Below are 16,581 nucleotides of genomic sequence, written 5' to 3' on the forward strand. Positions count from 1 at the left end.
GAGAAGGGGCCACCCTTCCAGCTGGGGCCAACTATCCAATAGAGGACGTGACTCGGCCTGGGTGCCATGGGTTACGGGGAACAAGGGGACAATGTGATTAACGGAGCTTTCCGCCGACGAAGCAGGGCGTGGCTGGCGGCAGCTGCCCTTGGCCTGGGCGGCACAGGAACGGCACTTGGCGCCACCACACCACCGGCGACCCTGGCCAATGCCTGGCTGGACCTCGAACGGCGCCAGCCCGGCGCCATCGAGTGGCAGCACGCCTTCGCGCTTCGCGACACCACCGCCGAGACTGTGCCGCGCCTGCGCCGACGCCTGATCGGCGATCTGCATACCCTGGCGGTCAGCGCCCGGGTGGCCGGCAACGCGCCACGCCAACAGAGCCTTGAGGCCTGGCGCTCGCATCTCGGCGAATGGCAGGACCGACATATCCGTACACCGGAGCGACTGGACCTGCCCTGGCTGGCGGCCAATCTACGCCACAATCCTCCACTCAAGCGCATCGTTCACTTCGGGGTCTGTGAGGCGCCGAACTGGGTGGAGGTCTGGAGCCTGGACGGCGTCACGCGACTGGACTGGGTGCCCGACATGTCACTCGAGCACCTGCGCGACTCGCTGACCGCCAGCGCGGCCCGCCAGAGCGATACCGCCGCCATCGTCACCCCGCTGGGAGAGGTTCATCGTCGCGGCATCGCGGCCTGGAACTATCAGCCGACGCTTCTTGCCCCGGGGAGTCGCGTGCTCCTGGAGCTACCCTCTCGCCAAGGGCTTCGGGGCGCCCTGCCCTTCCCGGGGGTCGGCGATGAGGTAGACCTGATCAACCGGCGCCTGCCCGAACTGCTGGCGACCCGCGTACCCGGTGAGCGCTGCCGGGTATGGGGCAACGACGAGGGACACGAGGTCAAGGAATGAAAACTGTCACTATCGTTACCCGTAACGTCAGCGGACGTGTTGGCCAGAACATCACTAGAAATGTCAGGACAAGCATGGTCGCACTGGTAACCGGCAGCCTGGGGGTTGCCATGGCGCCCCCCGCCCTGAGCCAGGAGGGTATCGCCGGGCAGCTGGGCGCGGGGCAGAGCGACTTTGGTGGCGTCGGCCTGATGCAGACCCCTACGGCGCGCATGGCGCCCGTGGGCACCATGAGCATCAACTGGAGCCGCACCGCGCCCTATCGTCGCTACAGCGTGTTTATCCAGCCGGTCGAGTGGTTCGAGGGCGGTTTTCGTTATGTGGAGGTCGAGGATGTCAGTACCAGCCTCTTCGACCGCTACCTCGACAAGGGCTTTGACATGAAGCTTCGCCTGCTCGAGGAGACCCGCTACTGGCCACAGCTGGCCGTGGGGCTGCGTGACGTGGGAGGGACGACCCTGTTCGGCTCCGAGTATCTGGCGGCGAGCAAGCGCTGGTATGACTTCGATTTCACGCTGGGCATCGGCTGGGGCTACCTGGGGGCCGCCAGTGATATCGACTCGCCCCTGGGCTGGCTCGCCGACCGCTTCGACGACCGGCCGAACCGGGCCGGTGGCGACCAGGGCGGCGAGTTCGCCGTGGACGCGTTGTTCCACGGCCCGGCCTCGATCTTCGGTGGCGTGGAGTGGCAGACGCCCTGGGACCCGCTGGTGCTGCAGCTGGAGTATGAGGGCAACGACTACACCGACGAGCCGCTCGGCAACGATCAGCAGAGCGAGTCACGCGTCAATATCGGCGCCCGCCTTGCCGTGACCGATAATCTCGAGCTACGAGCCGGCTGGCAACGGGGCAGCACCGCCATGGCCGGCATCAGTTATCACGTCGACCTGGCGGGACTCACCCAGGTGAAGCGGGATCCCGCACCACGGGATATCAACGCCCCCGCATTCCCGGACTGGGCCAGCGTGTCCCAGGCCCTGGAGGAGAATGCCGGCATTCGGGTGCATGAGATCGCCGAGAGTGGCGACAGCCTGCGCGTGGTGGCCGAGCCCGAGACCTTCCGCAACCTTAACCAGAGCGAGGGGCGCGCCGCGCGCATCCTGCACGCCCAGGCCTCACCGGAGATCGATACCTTCCGCTTCCAGTGGCAGCAGAACGGGCTGGCATTGCGTGAGGATGTGCATGATCGTGCTGCCTTCGTGGCGGCGGCAGAATCGGCAGACCGGGAGTTTGGTCACCGCTACGGGATCTATTCCCATACTCGACTGGCCAAGCCGGCCCGCGAAGAGATCGTGCATCGTGAATCGCCCCAGCGCTTCAACTGGCGAGTGGGGCCGCGTCTCGACCAGAACTTCGGCGGCCCGGATGGCTATCTCTATCGGCTGGTAATGGTCACCTCGGGCGAATACCACACCGATCGCAATGGCTGGCTCTCCGCCGCCGGTGCCTGGACGATGGCAGACAACCTCGATGGCTACGAGTACCTGGGGCCCTCGGAACTGCCCCGGGTACGCAGCTATCTCGGAGACTACCTGTCGGCCTCCGATGTAGGGATAGAGAACCTGCAGTACACCCGCACCGCCAACCTGGCCGATGACTGGTACGCCATGGGCTATGCCGGCCTGCTGGAGATGATGTTTGCCGGTGCCGGCGCGGAGGTGCTGCACCGCCCTCTCGATAGCCCCTTCGCCATTGGCGCGGATGTCAACTGGGTGCGCCAGCGCGACTTCGAGCAGGGTTTCGAGATGCGTGACTATGACACCTGGACCGGTCATCTCAACGCCTATATCGAAACCGGCTTCGAGGATATCCTGGCCAAGGTGAGCGTTGGCCGCTATCTGGCCGGCGATGTCGGCGGCACCCTGGATCTGTCACGAGAGTTCGACTCCGGCGTGCGGGTCGGTGCCTGGGGCACCTGGACCGATGCCGATGATGACTTCGGCGAGGGGGGCTTCGACAAGGGGCTGTATGTCTCCTTTCCCCTCGATGCGTTCTTTACCCGCTCGAGTCGTAGTGCGGCCACCCTGGCATGGCGCCCGCTCACCCGCGATGGCGGGGCCCGCCTGGGTCGGCGCTATCGGCTCTATGACATGACCGAGGAGCGTAACCTGACACCCTACTGGGACGGTTACCCCGCCACCTGGGAGTGAGCCCCTGCACCCTTCCGCTTGCCTCGTGATGGCATCGAAGGGACCGGATCGGGAATCCATATGATCTCCCGTCCGGTCCCTCGAGTATGGCTTCCATCATCCTGGCCCATCACCGATTTCAACTTGGCAACACTTCGATTGGCTTTATAGTGAAGTTACATACCGTCACATTTAACCACTTCTAAACCACAGCATTCTTCGAAGGTGCAACTGGGGACGTGATTGAGGGCTATAACTCAGCGTTCGCTTGCAATAGCCAGATGCTCTAGGCGTGTCGAGGTAATGGGGGTCTTGGACGTAGGTAATTTCGCCATAAGGAGTCAGGCCGATGAGCTTGTTGCTGCAACGCGCCTTTCGCATCTCTCGCCGAAACAAGCGGCTTCTGCTGTTGATACTGGACGCCCTGATACTCTCGGCCTGCCTGGTGCTGGCAATGGTATTGAAGCAGGGAGCCGTGACGGCGGCGGCCGACGCTGCGTCGCCGATGCTGCTGATCTCGGTGCCACTCTGCCTGATCACGCTGTGGCTGATGGGGTTCTATCATGCCATCGTGCGCTTTATGGGGCTGCGAGCGCTGCTGACCATGGCAGTCGGCCTGCCGCTCGCGTGCCTGACCCTCTGGGGCGCTGGCCAGGCCCTGGGCTTCCCCCTCTCCGGCTCGACGCTGTCGATCTTTGCCCTGCTCTCGCTGCTCGGTCTCAGTGTCTCGCGGCTGGTGGTACGCAGCCTCTACCAGCAGGTCACGATGCGCCCGCGCATCCGGGTGGTCATCTATGGGGCCGGTTCGGCCGGGGTGCAGCTGGTCCACTCGCTGCGCCAGGGTAAGGAGTTCCTGCCCGTGGCCTTTATCGATGACTGGCGTGGCATGCACGGCACCATTGTTCAGGGCCTCAAGGTGTACTCGCCGCTGCTGCTGGAGCAACTGATCGAGCGCTGCGGCGCCGAGCGCATTCTGCTGGCCATGCCGAGCCTGCCCCGTATGAAACGCCGCGAGATCCTCCACTCTCTGGAAACCCTCAAGGCAGCCGTGCAGACAATTCCCGCCATCGAGGACATGGTTCGGCACGGGGCACAGATCAACGAGATCCGCGATGTCTCGGTAGAGGACCTCCTGGGGCGCGAACCGGTCGCGGCCCGTCAGGAGCTGCTTCAGGCCGATGTGCGCGACAAGGTGGTCATGGTGACCGGTGCCGGAGGGTCGATCGGCAGCGAGCTGTGTCGGCAGATCCTGCTCCAGCGGCCTCGCATGCTGTTGCTGCTGGAGCTGAGCGAGTTCGCGCTCTATGCCATCGATGGCGAGCTGCGTGATATCGCCACGGCTGAGGGACTGACCGATATCGAGATCAAGCCACTGCTGGGCTCGGTGCAGAATCGTCAGCGCCTTGAGGGGGTGATGCACAGCTTCGGTGTGCAGACGCTCTATCACGCCGCCGCCTACAAGCATGTGCCGATGGTGGAGTATAACGTCGCCGAGGGCGTGCGCAACAATGTGTTCGGCACCATGGAGACCGCCCTGGCGGCGGTGGCCGCCGAGGTCGAAACCTTTGTGCTCGTCTCCACCGACAAGGCGGTAAGGCCCACCAACGTGATGGGCACCACCAAGCGGCTGGCGGAGCTGATCTGCCAGGCGCTGGCCAGACACCAGCGCAGCACGCGGTTCTGCATGGTGCGCTTCGGCAATGTGCTGGGTTCTTCGGGCTCGGTCATCCCCCTGTTCAAGCGACAGATCGCCAACGGTGGCCCGTTGACCGTGACCCACCCCGATATCACGCGCTTCTTCATGACCATTCCCGAAGCGGCCGAGCTGGTGCTTCAGGCCGGCGCCCTGGGCAAGGGTGGCGATGTGTTCGTGCTGGACATGGGAGAGCCGGTGAAGATTGCCGACCTCGCTCGCCAGATGATTCGCCTTTCCGGCCTGGAGGTTCGTTCGGTGGGCCAACCCGCGGGCGATATCGAGATCGTCTTCAGCGGGCTGCGTCCGGGTGAAAAGCTATACGAGGAGGTGCTGATCGGAGCCGACGCCAGCCTGACCGATCATCCGCGCATCCTGACCGAAGAGGAGCAGCACTGGGAGTGGGAGAGGCTCGCCCCCTATCTGCAGCGCCTGAAGGAGGCCGTGCAGGCCAACGCGATGGAGCAGGTGCGCGAGTTGCTGGGTACCGCCCCGACTGCCTATCAGCCCGACAGCCCCATCGTCGACCTGGAGTGGCTGAGCCAGGGTCTGCCCCTTCCGGGCGCCACGCCCGACACGGCCCAGGATGTTTGCGCTACTGATCTCAGCCTGACCTCTGGTAGCAATGGCTTCGGTACACGTAACGCCTCGACGACAAACCGCAGGAAGGTAAAGATGGTCAAGGCCGTCTCGGATGAATCTCAACTGTTGACCGACCAGAGCCTCAGCCAGGCGCTGATCGCAAGGTCATGATAAGGGGCGAGGGACGAGGTGCGAGGAACAGACACCTCGCTCCTTGTTTTTTGGTTCATCGTAAATCAGCGTGACGCCGAACAGACAGCCTCTCGCTAATGCGCGCCCCTTATTGACTCCTCACTCACCGAACCTTACCCCTGCCTCTCTATTTCCCCCCAAACATCAGCCTTCACACCTCTCACCTCGCCCCTGGCTACGACTTATGCCGCTGCCCCTGAAAACCGGGGCTGGTGCCATGCCCGGGCTGCCTAACGCCAGGCATCTAACATACCCTCCATACGGTCAGGCAGAGAATCCAGACATCCAGTCGGAGCCTGTCGCTCCAGTCGAGGGCATTGCGGCCGTCGACCTACGCCCAGCCGGTGATGCCCGGACGCTGCTGGCAAAGCAGCACCGTGGGGCCCATGACGATTCGCACCACAATCGCGATGATGTTCTGATGATCAGTAGTGGTGCCTGCAGCAGCGCCGGCGCAGTGATAACGATGTCTAACAGGCGCTTACTCAAATGGCATTTATCTCCTCCAGCATGACGGTATTGACCCGAGTGACCTCGAACCTCTCTTCGGCGATTCTACGTGAATGAATCCCCATCGCTTGCAGGCGATCAGGTTGCTCGATCATTCGACGCATGGCGTTGACCAGCGAGATCACACAACGCGGCGACACCAAATGACCGTTATATCCCTCTTGCACGGTTTCGCGACAGCCTGGGGTATCGGTGGTGATAATGGCTCGCCCCATCGAAAGCCCCTCGAGTAGCGTTCGGGGTATTCCTTCACGGTAGTAGCTCGGAAGAACGACCGTCGTTGCCGAGGCAATCGCCGGACGCACATCATCAAGCTGGCCCAGATATTCGAGCCGACCATCAGTCAACCAGGCCTGCAGCTCCGCCGGGGCGATGGCATCGGGACCGAGGTCTGGCTCACCAACCAACTGGAATCGAACTTGCGGATACTCCTGGCGTAGTAGGCGCGCCGCTTCGGCGTACTCACGAATTCCCTTAGAGGCAAAAAGCCGGGCGACCAGCACGAAGACAGGCGTATCCGGCAGTGCGGTGACACCAAAATGCTCGATATCCACTCCCGAACCATTCACCACTACAGCGTAAGTCTTGCCGAGGATCTTTCTGTCAATGAACAACTGCATATCATCAGGGTTCTGAAAGAAGACCGTATGTGAGCAGGCCATGGCTAGCCGGTATAGGCCTTCAATGCAACGCTGGAGAGCACGCCGTTTTATGGTCATTGAATCCTCGATAAAGGCGTAGCCAAGACCAGTGATCAGCGAGAAGCGAAACGGGATCCCGGAAAAACGCGCGGCCAGGCTGCCGTAGATTACCGGCTTGATGGTGTAGCCCATGACATGCGTGGGCGACACGTGCCGCATCAACCGATATAGCGCTTTTAGCGTGGCGAGGTCTGCCAGTGGATCCATGCCGTTCCTCTGCATGGGTACGTCGTGAGCCTGGATCCCCTGGGCAACCAGACGCTGGTGTATCTCGCTATCAGCCGAAAGGCTGGGGGCCGCAGCGTGAACCTCAAAACCATCCTCCTGTAATGCCAGCATCAGATGCCAGCGGAAGTTGATCAGTGACGGCGCATATCCAGCAATCAACAGGAAACGACGTGTCATGAGCTCTGCCCCTCGGAGCTCCTGGTGACGCCTGGATCTACGGCCCCTGACAATGTTGACTGCCACAACGATGTATATGCGTTTACCATATGATCGATCCCATATTCGTCGCGAATCCGCTGTCGGCAGCGCTGCTGTCGGGCTCGCCAAGCACCGGGGTGCTGTCGACATTCTGCCAGCGCCTTGGAAATGGCATCAGCCAGGCCAGAACTGTCACACGGGGGAACGACCCAACCATCACCGGCCACGATTCGAGCGGAATCCCCCACATCTGTCACCACGCAGGGCGTACTTGCCGCCATGGCCTCGGCAACGACATTGGGAAACCCTTCACCGCCTTGACTGGACAATATATGCAGATCTAGTGCCCCCATCACCAGCGGAATATCGGTACGTTTTCCCAACGCCACAACGCTGTCGCCCAAGTCCCGGCTAACGATCCATCGATCTACTTCGGGGTTATCTCGCGTGACCTCATCGCCCACCAGTAGGCAGCGCACCGCAATGCTCTGCTGACGAAGCTTGACGATGGCATCTAGCAGGTTTTGATGATCTTTCTGTGCATGGCAGCGCGCCACCATGCCGATCAGCAGGGTATCATCATCGACGCCGAGCGAGTGGCGAAGCACACGCGCTTCACTCGGGTCCACATTCCAGTGAGAGAAGTTGTAGCCATTGGGAATGACCCGAAGCTTGTCCGCACAGTAGCCCAACGCCTGATGCACCTGGGCCGCCCTTTCGGCGCAGCAGACGATCGCGATGGGTAACCAGGGCGAGAGCCAGGCGCACCACCGAGCGATCAAGATCGACGAGCGGGCGCTATGACTGGGCTCCAGGCCGGTATGGCGAATGCCCCAGAAGATTCGCCGCTGTCCTGCTAGGCGGGCAACCAGGCCCCCCAGAAGATCAGGGTGATACATCCAGGTCTGAACGATGTCGAAGCGCTCCTGCCTGAGCAGCTTCCACAGCCGCCACAGGGGTCCCAGGCGCAACTTGTCACGCGGCATATCGAGATTGATGACGCGAAAGCCTCGCTCGCTCAGCATCTGCCCATAACGTGCCTCTGCCATCAGGCTGATGACCGTATGTTGGTTGTCGGGATCGTTGGTGCATAGCCGGAAGAGCACCGCCTGCGCTCCTCCTTCTCCCAGGCTGGTAATGATATGTGCGACTCTCATGCTCGTTCCTCTGGGCAGAAGTGGCTGACGGCCTCCACTGAGGGCTGTGGTTCAACGACTTCGAGGGCCTCGTGAAGATAGCGTCGTGCAATATGGGATAGGTTGAAGTCATCGGCACGCGCCTGTCGCGACTCGGGTGTGCCTACCGGCGCCTGCAGCGCACGCGTCATCGCCGTGACAAGGCGTTCGACACTCTCCGGCGGGACCAGCACCCCGTGCCTGCCGTGCTCGAGGATATCGGCCGAGGCCCCGGGGCAGTGGGTCGCCACAATGGGTACCCCGGCCACCAGGGCATCGAGCAGCACATTGGGAAAGCCTTCCCGCCGAGACGACGACACAAAGAGTCGGCTGAGCGCCATGACGTGCTGCGGCTGCGCCACGAAGCCGGGCAGATGCACACGCTCCTCGACGCCCAGCTCTCGTGCCTGGGCCAGCAGCGTCTGATGGAGGGGGCCATCACCGAGGATGGCCAGATGCAGCCGAGGGTCCTGCAGTCGAGCGAACGCCGCCAGAAGCAGGTCAAAGCCCTTGGCCTCTACCAGGCGGCCGGCGCTACAGATCAGCTGCGCCTCACGGGGAAGCAACTCAAGCCAGCTCGGCATGGCTGTCGTGCCCGCCGCCGATATTGAGCCTGGCGTGGACGATGCTGAGGCCCGCGTGGATGATGTTAAGGCCGACGCAGAATGAGGTGTCACCGGATTGCCGATATGGCAGCAACGGCCGGGATGAATGCCGTCTCGCTGCAAGGTCGCCAGCACATCGTCGGCGATCACCACCATGGTGTCGGCCCTGGGATAAAGCCGCGTCATCATCCAGCGCAGTGCGGCTTGGCGAATCCCCGGCGGCACCGTTTCGTCGCTGCGCTTCGCGCAGGTTTCCCGGATCGCGATGCGACAGGGCCGGCCGGCCAGTTGCCACGCCAGAAGCGCGATCACATTGGCTTCGCTCATGGTGGAGAGCAGCGCCTGGGGTCGCTCTCGGCGCAGGTAACCGAGCAGCGGCAGCATGGCATGTGCAACCCGCTTCTTGCCGAGATCCACGATGCGCACGTCTGATGAAACAGCGCCGACCAGCGGGCCGCCGCTTCTTGCGACAACAAGATCTACGGGCGCCGCCGACTGACGAGCGAATTCATTGGCCAGGTTGACGAAAACACGCTCGGCTCCACCCCCACTTAACGAGGGTATAAATAGGGTGACAGGTTGTATTGATTGAGATGTCACTATGGACTCCTTTACGCAAGATGTTGTTGTAATCATCAAGATGTCACCGTCGTGAGTGGTCGGAGCACGTCTTGCCTGGTGTAGCCATCATCATCCAGAAGAGATACACGCTTATGTGACTGATCGATCAAGCGCAAGATGGCGTAGGCGAAAGTTACCGCAAACGCGAACCACAACCCCTTGTGAAACTCCCAATTGGCCAGATTCATCGGAATTAAAAGTGCCCCCCCCATGACCATGGCTGCTATACGCCCACGATCCAAGCAAAGAAAAAGGTAGATGAGGCCGAGCCATAGCCCCAGGTACATGAACAGCCCCACAATTCCGAGCCCAAACACCACCGACAGGAAGGCATTGTGTGGAGCAAGCCCGATGATCTCGTGAAAACTTCCAATGCCAGCCCCGAACAAGGGGTTGCCGAGGCCATCCATTCCATGCTGCCAGATATTGCCGCGACCCGAGAAATCGCCGGAGCTGATCAGGTCACCGGCCATCATGTAACGCATCAGAAGGTACTCGATATCGGCCTGCACCACCAGCTGGTAGACCAGCATCGTGAGCGCGACAGGAACAACCAGTATCAGCTTGTAGATAAAGGTGAGCTTTAGCATGATGGAAAGGCTCATCAACACGTAAAACCCCATGCCTCCTCTTGACCCAAGAAGAAAGATGGAAAGGCCAATAATGCACCATGAAAACAGATAGAAAACACGCGCCTTGAAGCTTGCGGAATCCAGCAAGACAAAGAGACAAACACCGGACATCACGAACAGGAAACTCATCCAGTTGGGATTGAAGTTATCCACCACAATTCGACGAATGCTGTCCGATGATGCAGCATAGGAGATCACGGTTATCGCACCGTATACAGCACCCAGAAGATAAGGTACGCAGATCACCTTTAGTCCGTAGCAGATACCCGCCAGACTAATCATCAGCGCCATCACCATGACCTGTACCATGGAGAACCAGCTGATATAGGCCTCATGGGATGAGGGCGCCCAAGCGATGGAGAGTCCGCCATACACAATAAACATCAGCATGGCAAGCCCAAGCATATAGACGGCCTGATTGACTCGCCCCCCCGCGAGCACCAGGAAGAATACCGCTGGTGCGGCGGCAATGCCGATCACACGATTGATGGTGCCCAGGCCATCGATGACCAGCACATTTTCGATCGGTATGGTAAAGATCACCGGAAACAGCAGGATGGCAACAATATGTATGGATCGCATCGTTTGTAACCTCTACCTGTGTCACCGCCCGACACCTTATGCAGCATGTCAGGGAGGGTGAGCCATCAATATGTCCTGGTCACTCTTGCCTTGGCAACACCGTTAGCACGGCAATAGAACTGGCTCGGTGACCCCTAGATCAGGTCTCTGCCTGCCCCATCGGGGATGTTTTTCGCCTGATCCACTCCCTTACGCCACGGTAATGGTCGATGCTCTCAGGCCAGGCGAGCAGTAGCCTGGCCAGCAGGCGATCGGGAAAGCCAAGCTTGTCGCCATAGCTGAAATAGAAGTCACGCCGTTCCTTGTCGCTGATCTCGGGAGACTTCAGGATTTTTAAGATCATGTGCCAGTTGGCGATATCGAAACTTCGTGTGAAGCGATACTTCAGCCATGCATCCATGCGCCTGTTGGAAATGATTCGTCGGCGATAGTGCACTAGTTTCTTGTTGATATCATTGACATTGCTCGACCAAGACCCTGGAACACGAAATCGATAAAGACTCATCACTTCAGGAAGGTAGCATGCACCTCCCCGTTGTGACGCAAGCATATTACGATAGACATCGGCAACCATCTTATCCTCCTGCTCTTTCATAAAACGCAGAAGCTCGAATGCAACTCTCGATCTCACTATCACGGACTGGGTGGGAATACTTCCATACCGTTTCTCGATAATTTCTTCGGCACTCACCACCCTTGGTGAATTTCCGTAATATCCAGTTATACTCTGGCGACCCAGGCCGAAGTAGTGCTTCTCTGCGGGATGGAAAGCCATATCGCACTCGGGATTGGCCTCAAGCATTTCTATCTGACGCTGCAGTTTATCAGGGCTTTTCCAGGCATCGTCACCTTCGCAGAAGGCGATATAACGCCCACGACACATGGGAAAGGTATGTTCTTCCGGAGAAATACCCTGACGCAACTGGTTCTCGAGATGAAGGTTGGCCTGGATCAGGTTGGGATAGCCATTCAAGTAACCTCGAATGATATCCGCCGTACCATCGTCTGACGCATCATCATTGACCACGACCTCAAAAGGAAAGCTGGTTTTCTGGGCCAACATTCCATCTAATGCTGATGCAATATACTGCTCATGGTTATATGTCGCACAGAAGATAGTGACCAATGGTGAGCCCTCAGAGGTTGCCATGGGCCAGGTCGCCATGATCTCCTCTTCACTAACCATCGGTTTCATTCCCAGCCCCTTCAGACTTGATTTCATTGCATGACTCCTCACCTTGATCCCTTGCCGTTAATAAGCATATTGGTAGTCACCGTCGCCATAGCTGACGGCTGCTCTGCGTTCCATGGCGTTGAGAATCGCCCCCTGGAGGGTAACGCCGGCGTTTTCCAGGCGTCGCTTCGCAATATTGAGTTCACGGCTGGTAGTGGTTTCGAACATCGCTACCATCAGCGTGGTGCCGCACTGGGCGCCTAACACCGCAGGATCGGTGACCGTCAGCACTGGTGGGCTATCGATGATGACCAGGTCATACCGCTCGCTGACCCGGGCCAGAAAGGGCTTGAGCGAGGCGCCGAGCAACAGTTCCGAGGGATTAGGAGGTGCCAGGCCCCGTGAAATATAGTCGAGGCCGCGCACTCTAGAGTGGCGAATGGCCTGCTCATCGGAAAGCCGGCCCGCTAGCAGCTCGGAGAGCCCGCCCTGTGCATGGGTGCCAAAGGCATGATGCAGTTGCCCTCTGCGCATGTCTGCGTCGATCACTAGCACTCGCTGGTTAGACAGGGCGCAGACTGCCGCGAGGTTCACGGTGATGAAGCTCTTGCCAACACCAGGACTGGGGCCGGTGATCATTAACCTATTGTCCTGGGAATCGAGCATGGTGAAATGCAGGCTAGTGCGTAGGTTGCGCAAGGCCTCGATACTGATATCGGTGGGTTCCACCTCCACCAGTATCTCGGAGAACACGTTACGATAATGATGTTCGTTACGGTGCCTCACCCGCTTGTTCAATTTTTTCTGCGCATTGGCGCGCGGTATGCTCGCATAGACCGGTAAGCCGGTATCCTCGATCTGTTCCGGTGTCTCGATACCGCGCTTGAACAGCGCTCGCGTCAAGACAAAGCCGACCGCAGCCATGGCACCCAGCACGGAGGCCAGGATCACCAGGAATGACTTGCGCGGCTCAACCGGCAGTACGCCCACCAGGGCGTCATCGATGATCCGTACATTGCCCACCATTCCCGCCCTGGCGATCTCGAGTTCCTGTATCTTGTTGAGCACATCGACATAGATCACCTGGGTGGCCTCCACGTCCCGGGTGCGACTGATGATCTCCTGCTGAGCGCCGGGTAGCTCACTCACCCTGGCCTCCAGTTCGGCCCGCTCGTCGAGCAGTATCTGCCTTTGATGGATCAATGCCTGGTAGGCCGGGTGGCTGCTGGTGTAACGCTGAACCAGTACTGCCTCCTCAAACTCGAGTTCGCTGAGTTGACTATCGAGGGCGATAAACTGCTGGATGGCGCCCTGAGCCTCGGCGCTGAGATCGACACTCTGCTGCGCCATGCGATATTCGTTCAGCCTCTCCTCGGCAGCTGCCAGGTGGTTACGCAACTCCGGGGCCTGCTCCTTTAGGAAGGCAAGGCTCTGGTCAGCCTCTGCTGACTTGCGCTCGACGTTCTGGGTGAGGAAGGTTTCGATCACGGCGTTCAGGGATCGGCGTATTTCGGCTCGGTCGTCACCGGTCAGCATGAGCCTCAGCATCCCGGTACTGGCGCTGGCACCAAGTGGGCTGTCCTGCCCGAGCTCATTCACGCGGAGACGCTTGGCAAGGGATGTTATGGCTGCGGAGCGCGAACGCTTGATCAAGGTGAACTGGGCACCCGGAACAGCTTCGAGGGTAGCGATGCGAAGCTTAACCTCGTCATTCAAAAAGCGCTCGACCCTGCCGACCTTCCCCTCTCCCAGGAGCCGAGCCCTCCCTTTATAGATCCGCGTAAGCGAGTAACGGCCCTCGCCAAGCGCAGTGACGACCAGCGGCTGATTACGCAGGTGGTCGGCCACTTCGAGCAAGCCGAGCGTTAAGGTTTCACCGTGCCACACGGCCGTACGCGCCAGATCAAACCCTGGTGGGGTGAACGGGCTCTGCAAGAATTCAGGTAGTTCGATACCTGCCTTGAAGACCTCGGGCAAGGTGTCGGTGGGAATGATACTTGGCAGCCGGATTTTCTCTGGCAACCAACCACCCAGATGTATATCGCGATCGATAAATTCTGGGCGCGAGAGCTGCTGTCTCCGAATAGCCCCCCCCACTAGCGGTAGCTCCTTGGGGATGATCACATTATCCAATTCGATGCGGTCGACAACCTGTCCAAGCACCATGCGTGACTGGAGTATCTGCACCTCCGCGGCGGTGCTGCTTTCGGAATAGCCAGCCATCGAGTCCCCCATCACATTCGCCAGATCACCGAGGGGGCTCACCGACGAACGTCTCTCGACTTGCACCAGAGCGTCGCCTCGGTAGATGGGCGTCGCCACGATGGCATAGAAAATCCCGCCGCACGCAAATCCAAGTGTAATCATGCCGATCAGCCACCTACGATCAAATAGCTGGCTAATGATGCGACTAATCTCGATTTGACTAGCGAACTGTGCCGTCAACGTATTCATGCTCGGATATCGACCCTTATGTGAAAGGTCTTATCGTGGAGCTCGCACAATCTGTTGCGCTCCCCACACGCGTGCAGGCTTCCATCGGCAGATGCGGCTGGTACAACGAATGCTGCCAGGACGTCATGCAACACAATCTTACACAAAATTACAGTTATGGTTAGTCCGAAAGGAGTGGTTTTCGTAACGCTTAGAGGGCCAGATACTTGCTACTCGCACTGCCCGGGGCACCCCCACCTCTACTCGGCAGGTTCTGAGTGGGAAGATGCTCTGCATCGCGATGGGAGAACACAGGCTTCCTTGAGCGGTGTCATAATGCTTTGTTGCATGAACGAGGCGCTTGACGGCACCGGTCGCGCGGCAGAGCCACCATCCTAGAACACGAGACTCGCAAATCATGCGAATGGCGATGAGCCAAAAACGGGACACCCCCCATCAACAAAGTTGATGGGGGGTGCAGGCATTTGATGCGGCAAGTGTGCTCTTGGCGGCGTTAGGCTCCCGGATACGTGAGGCCTCAGCGCCGCGTAGCGTCATACCCCAGGTCGGCACCGCGGCTCTCGTCGCTGCGTCGGCGGGCGCTGCCACGCTTGCGGTTCTCCTCCTCGCAGACCTCGTCCTTGCCGCCGCAGATCTCGCAGCCGTCCTTGAGGCCGAGCTGGTTGAGTCCGCCACAGGAACCGGCGATGGGCTTGCGGCCCATGATCACGCCGACAGCCATCGCCGCCATGATCAGCAGCATGAAGGCCAGGGCAATAAGCCAGATAGTCATCAGGATCTCTCCTTGGGTGGTGCCCTGCCATCATCGGCTGGGCGATTCATCCGGTAGCATTTGGTCTTGTACAGCAGACAGTGCAGGTCGCCTCATGTTTCAGCTATACCTGCAATCATCACCGCCGGATACAACAAGGGCCGGCCTTCTGGCCGGCCCTCCCTGTCGCCTGCGGCGGGTGAAATCATCCGCCGAAGTCGTCCAGCATGATGTTCTCGGGCTCCACCCCGAGATCGAGCAGCAGCTTGATCACGGAGGCGTTCATCATGGGCGGCCCACACATGTAGTACTCGCAGTCCTCGGGGGCCGGGTGGTCCTTGAGGTAGTTCTCGTAGAGGACGTTATGGATAAAGCCGGTGGGGCCTTCCCAGTTGTCCTCGGGCTGCGGGTCGGAGAGCGCCAGGTGCCATTCGAAGTTGTCGTGCTCCTCGGCCAGCTTGTCATACTCTTCGTTGTAGAAGGTCTCGCGCCAGGAACGCGCACCGTACCAGAAGGTAATCTTGCGCTTGGAGTCGAGGCGCTTGAGCTGATCGAAGATATGGCTGCGCATCGGCGCCATGCCGGCACCACCACCCACGAAGACCATCTCGGCATCGGTGTCCTTGGCGAAGAACTCGCCGAAGGGTCCCATCACGGTGACCTTGTCGCCGGGCTTGAGACTGAAGACGTAGGTCGACATCAGACCGGGCGGGTGGTCGGTGTTGGGCGGCGGCGTGGCGATGCGGATATTGAACTTGAGGATGCCCTTCTCTTCCGGGTAGTTCGCCATGGAGTAGGCGCGGATGACCTCCTCGTTGCTCTTGTGGGAGACGTTGAACAGGCCGAACTTCTCCCAGTCGCCCCGGTACTCCTCCTCGATATCGAAGTCCTTGAAGGCGATATCGTAGGGCGGTGCCACCAGCTGCACATAGCCACCGGCGCGGAAGGCGACCTCCTCGCCCTCGGGCAGCTTGAGGTTGAGCTCCTTGATGAAGGTGGCGACGTTGGGGTTCTCGAGGACCTCGCACTCCCACTTCTTGACGCCGAACACCTCCTCGGGCACCTCGATCTTCATGTCCTGCTTCACCGGCACCTGGCAGGAGAGACGCCAGCCCTCCTTCTTCTCGCGCATGGTGAAGTGGGACTCCTCGGTGGGCAGGATGGCGCCACCACCCTCCTCCACGCGACACTTGCACTGGGCACAGGAGCCACCGCCGCCACACGCGGAGGAGAGGAAGATGCCATTGGCGGCCAGGGTATTGAGCAGCTTGCCCCCGGCCTGGGTGGTAATGGTGTTCTCGGGATCATCGTTGACCTCGATCTGCACGTCACCGGTGCTGACCAGCCTGCTGCGGGCGGCCAGGATGATCAGCACCAGGCCGATGACGACCACGGTGAACATGACCACGCCGAGCAAGATAAGTGATGTATCAACCATGTCG

11 protein-coding genes are annotated in these 16,581 nt (G+C 60.0%); 3 read left to right on the forward strand and 8 right to left on the reverse strand.

Going from position 1 to position 16,581, the window contains the following annotated elements; all coding sequences use genetic code 11:
• Positions 1-93: 93 nt before the first annotated feature.
• The 3 genes from RM463_RS02490 to RM463_RS02500 all read left to right on the forward strand — a co-directional run bounded on the left by RM463_RS02490 (position 94) and on the right by RM463_RS02500 (position 5,487).
• Positions 94-912 (forward strand): capsule biosynthesis GfcC family protein, encoded by an 819-nt coding sequence (locus tag RM463_RS02490; protein ID WP_195688266.1) that lies wholly within the window; start codon positions 94-96, stop codon positions 910-912.
• A gap of 74 nt (positions 913-986) precedes the next feature.
• Positions 987-3,062, forward strand: coding sequence for a YjbH domain-containing protein (locus RM463_RS02495; protein WP_311428843.1), 2,076 nt, complete (start codon positions 987-989; stop codon positions 3,060-3,062).
• Positions 3,063-3,390: 328 nt separating this feature from the next.
• The gene (locus RM463_RS02500) at positions 3,391-5,487 is read left to right on the forward strand and encodes a nucleoside-diphosphate sugar epimerase/dehydratase (protein ID WP_311428844.1); all 2,097 of its coding nucleotides are present in this window, start codon (positions 3,391-3,393) and stop codon (positions 5,485-5,487) included.
• A 506-nt stretch (positions 5,488-5,993) separates the two neighbouring features.
• On the opposite strand, the gene RM463_RS02505 is transcribed toward RM463_RS02500, so the two are convergent.
• The 8 genes from RM463_RS02505 to nqrF form a co-directional block, all read right to left on the reverse strand.
• Positions 5,994-7,124, reverse strand: a complete 1,131-nt coding sequence (locus tag RM463_RS02505; RefSeq protein WP_195688269.1) for a glycosyltransferase family 4 protein — start codon at positions 7,122-7,124, stop codon at positions 5,994-5,996.
• Positions 7,121-8,302: a glycosyltransferase gene (locus tag RM463_RS02510; RefSeq protein ID WP_311428845.1), complete on the reverse strand. Its 1,182-nt coding sequence runs from the start codon at positions 8,300-8,302 to the stop codon at positions 7,121-7,123. The genes RM463_RS02505 and RM463_RS02510 overlap by 4 nt, the downstream gene beginning before the upstream one ends.
• Positions 8,299-9,561, reverse strand: a complete 1,263-nt coding sequence (locus tag RM463_RS02515; RefSeq protein WP_311428846.1) for a glycosyltransferase — start codon at positions 9,559-9,561, stop codon at positions 8,299-8,301. The genes RM463_RS02510 and RM463_RS02515 overlap by 4 nt, the downstream gene beginning before the upstream one ends.
• A complete protein-coding gene (locus RM463_RS02520; protein ID WP_311428847.1) occupies positions 9,561-10,760 on the reverse strand; it encodes a hypothetical protein in 1,200 nt (399 codons plus the stop codon). The genes RM463_RS02515 and RM463_RS02520 overlap by 1 nt, the downstream gene beginning before the upstream one ends.
• A gap of 139 nt (positions 10,761-10,899) precedes the next feature.
• Entirely contained in the window at positions 10,900-11,982 is a 1,083-nt protein-coding gene (locus RM463_RS02525; RefSeq protein ID WP_311428848.1) for a glycosyltransferase, read from the reverse strand.
• A 30-nt stretch (positions 11,983-12,012) separates the two neighbouring features.
• Positions 12,013-14,388: a polysaccharide biosynthesis tyrosine autokinase gene (locus RM463_RS02530; RefSeq protein WP_311428849.1), complete on the reverse strand. Its 2,376-nt coding sequence runs from the start codon at positions 14,386-14,388 to the stop codon at positions 12,013-12,015.
• Between the two features lie 517 nt (positions 14,389-14,905).
• Positions 14,906-15,160 carry a (Na+)-NQR maturation NqrM gene (gene nqrM / locus RM463_RS02535; protein ID WP_132045376.1) on the reverse strand — a complete coding sequence of 85 codons (255 nt, stop codon included), beginning with the start codon at positions 15,158-15,160 and terminating at the stop codon, positions 14,906-14,908.
• Positions 15,161-15,344: 184 nt separating this feature from the next.
• Positions 15,345-16,577, reverse strand: a complete 1,233-nt coding sequence (nqrF, locus tag RM463_RS02540; protein WP_195688274.1) for an NADH:ubiquinone reductase (Na(+)-transporting) subunit F — start codon at positions 16,575-16,577, stop codon at positions 15,345-15,347.
• Between the last annotated feature and the right edge of the window lie 4 nt (positions 16,578-16,581).

The sequence above is a fragment of the Halomonas sp. LES1 genome, assembly GCF_031846005.1.
Taxonomy (GTDB): Bacteria; Pseudomonadota; Gammaproteobacteria; order Pseudomonadales; family Halomonadaceae; genus Halomonas.

Coding starts and splice junctions, on each gene's coding strand:
- RM463_RS02495 (WP_311428843.1), top strand. CDS start 987: ATGGTCGCACTGGTAACCGGCAGCCTGGGGGTTGCCATGGCGCCCCCC.
- RM463_RS02500 (WP_311428844.1), top strand. CDS start 3,391: ATGAGCTTGTTGCTGCAACGCGCCTTTCGCATCTCTCGCCGAAACAAG.
- RM463_RS02505 (WP_195688269.1), bottom strand. CDS start 7,124: ATGACACGTCGTTTCCTGTTGATTGCTGGATATGCGCCGTCACTGATC.
- RM463_RS02510 (WP_311428845.1), bottom strand. CDS start 8,302: ATGAGAGTCGCACATATCATTACCAGCCTGGGAGAAGGAGGAGCGCAG.
- RM463_RS02515 (WP_311428846.1), bottom strand. CDS start 9,561: ATGATTACAACAACATCTTGCGTAAAGGAGTCCATAGTGACATCTCAA.
- RM463_RS02520 (WP_311428847.1), bottom strand. CDS start 10,760: ATGCGATCCATACATATTGTTGCCATCCTGCTGTTTCCGGTGATCTTT.
- RM463_RS02525 (WP_311428848.1), bottom strand. CDS start 11,982: ATGAAATCAAGTCTGAAGGGGCTGGGAATGAAACCGATGGTTAGTGAA.
- RM463_RS02530 (WP_311428849.1), bottom strand. CDS start 14,388: ATGAATACGTTGACGGCACAGTTCGCTAGTCAAATCGAGATTAGTCGC.
- nqrM (WP_132045376.1), bottom strand. CDS start 15,160: ATGACTATCTGGCTTATTGCCCTGGCCTTCATGCTGCTGATCATGGCG.
- nqrF (WP_195688274.1), bottom strand. CDS start 16,577: ATGGTTGATACATCACTTATCTTGCTCGGCGTGGTCATGTTCACCGTG.